This window comes from Hymenobacter defluvii (assembly GCF_017589435.1).
Taxonomy (GTDB): domain Bacteria; phylum Bacteroidota; class Bacteroidia; order Cytophagales; family Hymenobacteraceae; genus Hymenobacter; species Hymenobacter profundi.
This window is the reverse complement of record NZ_JAGETX010000049.1, coordinates 1-3,349: the sequence shown is the minus strand read 5'-3', so window position 1 is coordinate 3,349 and position 3,349 is coordinate 1. Positions and strand designations below refer to the sequence as shown.

Sequence of the window (3,349 nt, the reverse complement as noted above, 5' to 3'; positions counted from 1 at the left end):
CGGTAGAGCGAGCGGAAGTACTCGAAAAGCAACTACGCACAGCAGAGGGCCTAAAACAAGGCAATTTTGAGGCGAAAGAACAGGCTGAACAGGCTACTCAACAGGCCCGCAGCCAGTATGTGAGGCTGGCCATGCACGTGGTGCAAGAGAAAACTATTCCGGTGGCCACGATTGAGCAGGTTGAGCGATGGCGCACAGCTGAAGTTGAGAAAGCTCAAGCCAGTGCGAAACAGCTTTTAAGCAACTACCAGGGCCAGGCACATTTTACCACCAGCTGGCAAGCGCAGGGTTATCGGTACGAACAGGAGAAAGAAATTGTCCATACAAGCAGTGGATTCCGGCTGCAAGCGGCCGAGCTGCATCCACAGGGTATTGGTGCTGGTACTTTGGGAGAAGTAATCAGGAGAGAGGAGGAACGCCATTGCGAGCGCCAAGCGCAAGCGCAGCAGGCTTACCAGGCTAGGCAACTCACCGAATTGGAGAACTACCGTCAGGTGTGGGACAAGGTGGGCACCGATACCAAAGCCTTTGCACGGCTGGTTATACCGGTGGAGAAGTTGTCCCAAGTAAAAGAGGCTTTCAGCAAGGTGGGTTGTGGTGTGAATGCAGACAAGCAAACCGGAGGGCTAAACGTGCACTACTCGGGAGTTCACACCGCGAAAGCTGTGACTGGTCTACTGAAACGGGCGAAGGAGTTAGGGTATGAAGTGTATGAGCAACCCACCGACCGCCAATTGCGTGAGAAAGGAGTAGTGCGCAGTGAGCAGCTGCGTGAGCAGGAGCGAACTCAATCACGCGAGCATAAAAGGACCAATCGTGGTATCGGTAGATAGTATCTAACTGGCTCTAACGGCGCAGTTAAGAAGAGTAAGAATATAAGACATATTAAAATATTGATAATCAATATTTTAATTCATAAACACCGGAAACACCATTTCCGGGATACCGGAAACAAGCTATTTCCGGTGTTTTTCCTCTTGAAGGAATTAGATTATCATTTTATAGGAAATTGTATTTCCGGTAATAGGAAATATATTTGCCTCATAAGAGGAAACACCATTTCAGGTATGGCACACGAAAAACAAGTAGTAGATTACTCTACTGGTGAGGTTGGGACAGTGAATGACAACTTTGTTCAGCTCTATGTAGATAAGCTAGACCTGATAATTGAAATGACAGGTGAAAACCCAACAGCAGTGAAGGTTTTTACTTGGATTATAAAGCACATGGATAGGCGCAATGCTTTAGTAGTAAGCCAGACAGCATTAGCAGAAGCATTTGGTGTGAGTGACCGAATGATTAGATATTCAATAGCCTACTTAAAAGAGAAAAAAGCACTGACAGTATTGAAATCGGGTAATACCAATATCTATGCTGTAAACGCTCAAATAGCTTGGAAGTCAGACGCTAATGGAAAGAGATATGCTCTGTTTGACGCAGCCGTTTACATATCAGAAGCTGAACAAGACAAACCTTTATTCAGCACTCAACTAGTAGGTCACGCTCAATCCCGAGAAAGAGGCCAGAAGCAGATAAAGAAGAAATCAGCCTGAACGGGCTATTTTATTGGCCTCAGCTTGTGCTAACAAGAGTTTGGCTTGTGCACGTAATTTATCGGGCTCTAACTCTACCACCTTTGATTTATGCTCAAAAGAAGCCATAAACCACTGACTGGCGAGCCAGCATATCAAACCACACAAGCATAATAGAAAGGCTAAAACAGGGCTAGATCCCAATGGGGTCAATAATCCAGAAGCAATTGGTAGAGCACCAACTACTTTAAATACTTTCTTTAGTGTTAGAATTTGCTCTTTCATCATTATGTCCCTTTTGCTCAGTTGCTAGTTTTGAGTTATGTGCCCGTATCACGGGTGACTTCCTTTTTTGTCCCGGTGGGTAAGAATAATTAGGTCCGCAAGGAGGCTTTTTGGTGTTTTTTAAAAAAGGACAAGAAATCGGCGAAGCTTAAACCGCGTTTTTCAGCCTTTATAGGGCGTTTTTTGGCACTGGGCATACTTGATTCTATGTTGGGGACACTCACTCCACATTCAGGGTTATCTCCCTGACCAATACAATCCGATCAGAAGTGTTAGCCATCTATCTGTTCCTGGCGTTGCTCCGCAAAGGAATTCGCAGCGACCCCAGCCAGAAAATGGCTTACCACTAAATAGGCTCAAGGCATAGCAAAAGGGTAGGACGCGAATCGACATGCCTCTAATTGCCATAAGCAATTGCCTATCGAGTGCTTCCCGTACAGAAGGAAAGCCAAGCGTTTTGTTGCTAATAGTGTGCTTCATTTGCCCAGAGAATTATTCCCTCCACAAAAGCACAAATGAGTTTTTTGTGACAAACTCACTAATACTAAATAGTACCAACAATTAGTATTTTTCCGTTAGAAGCAATATTAGTCCTGCAATCCATATATTTGTCTTACTGAGTGAAGCATCAACGGCTCTGCTGAGGAGCAACCGGAAGAATAGCTCAGTGCCCTAGACGCGCAAACCCAGATGCTACACCTCATCTGGCTAGCACGACACCCACCCGATCAGGTTGCAGATTCGCTCTCTCTGATCGGGTGGTTTTTTATTGCCCGTCCCGGGCATAGGTTTTCTGGGCATAGGCCCTTCCGCGCTGTTTAGGGCAGTAGGGAAAAGACACTGTGCGCGGAAGGGCCTATGCCCAGAAAACCTATGCCCGGGACGGGCAATCAGGCATAGAAATTATCTGGCCTTTCGCTACCTTGTGGGAGTCGTCCAGAGGCATTGTTCAAATGCCATAACACACTATGGCAAATCCTGGGTAGGGCTTGCTTCGCCGCCCTACCCAGGATTTGCCGTGTGCCCTCCGGGGGTGCCCTTTTTTCCTAACTGCCCCAATCGTTGCCGATGTCTACCGCCATTATTCGTGTTGCCAAGATCAAGACGCAGAGCGCTGCGTTGAGCAAGACCCGCCACAATTACCGGGAAATGAATACGCCCAACGCCGATCCTGAGCGTACCGCAACGTTGAACCAGGAGTTGGTCAACTCGGAGCAAAAAGACTACTGGAGCTTAGCCGAGCAACGGATTGGAGAAGTAGTTACGCGCAAGGTGCGGGCTGACCAAGTGCGAGCCATGGAAGTGCTCCTGACTGCTAGCCCGGAAGCATTCAAACGAGACAAGGAGGGTCAAGCGGCCGACATGCGAGGAAGTAAATGGGTGGAAAGCAATTTGAACTTTTTAAAGGAGAAGTTCGGAGAAAAGAACCTTGTTAGCTTCACCCTGCACCAGGACGAGAAGACCCCTCACATTCATGCGGTGGTGGTGCCTATCACGAAGGATAGCCGGCTGTCAGCAGACACGCTCTTTAA

The 3,349-nt window shown here is 47.5% G+C and carries 4 protein-coding genes; 3 read left to right on the top strand and 1 reads right to left on the bottom strand.

All coding sequences use genetic code 11. The features are described from left to right. Positions 1-833: hypothetical protein (locus J4D97_RS22685; protein ID WP_208309581.1), on the top strand; the 833-nt coding region annotated here is incomplete at its 5' end. A 144-nt stretch (positions 834-977) separates the two neighbouring features. After that, entirely contained in the window at positions 978-1,553 is a 576-nt protein-coding gene (locus tag J4D97_RS22680) for a replication/maintenance protein RepL (RefSeq protein ID WP_208309580.1), read from the top strand. Here J4D97_RS22680 and J4D97_RS22675 read toward each other — a convergent pair. Continuing rightward, a complete protein-coding gene (locus J4D97_RS22675; protein WP_208309579.1) occupies positions 1,545-1,820 on the bottom strand; it encodes a hypothetical protein in 276 nt (91 codons plus the stop codon). The genes J4D97_RS22680 and J4D97_RS22675 overlap by 9 nt on opposite strands. Positions 1,821-2,885: 1,065 nt before the next feature. On the opposite strand from J4D97_RS22675, the gene mobV reads away from it, so the two are divergent. Next, the coding region (gene mobV, locus J4D97_RS22670) for a MobV family relaxase (RefSeq protein ID WP_208309578.1) at positions 2,886-3,349 on the top strand (464 nt) is incomplete at its 3' end.

Coding starts and splice junctions, on each gene's coding strand:
- J4D97_RS22675 (WP_208309579.1), bottom strand. CDS start 1,820: ATGATGAAAGAGCAAATTCTAACACTAAAGAAAGTATTTAAAGTAGTT.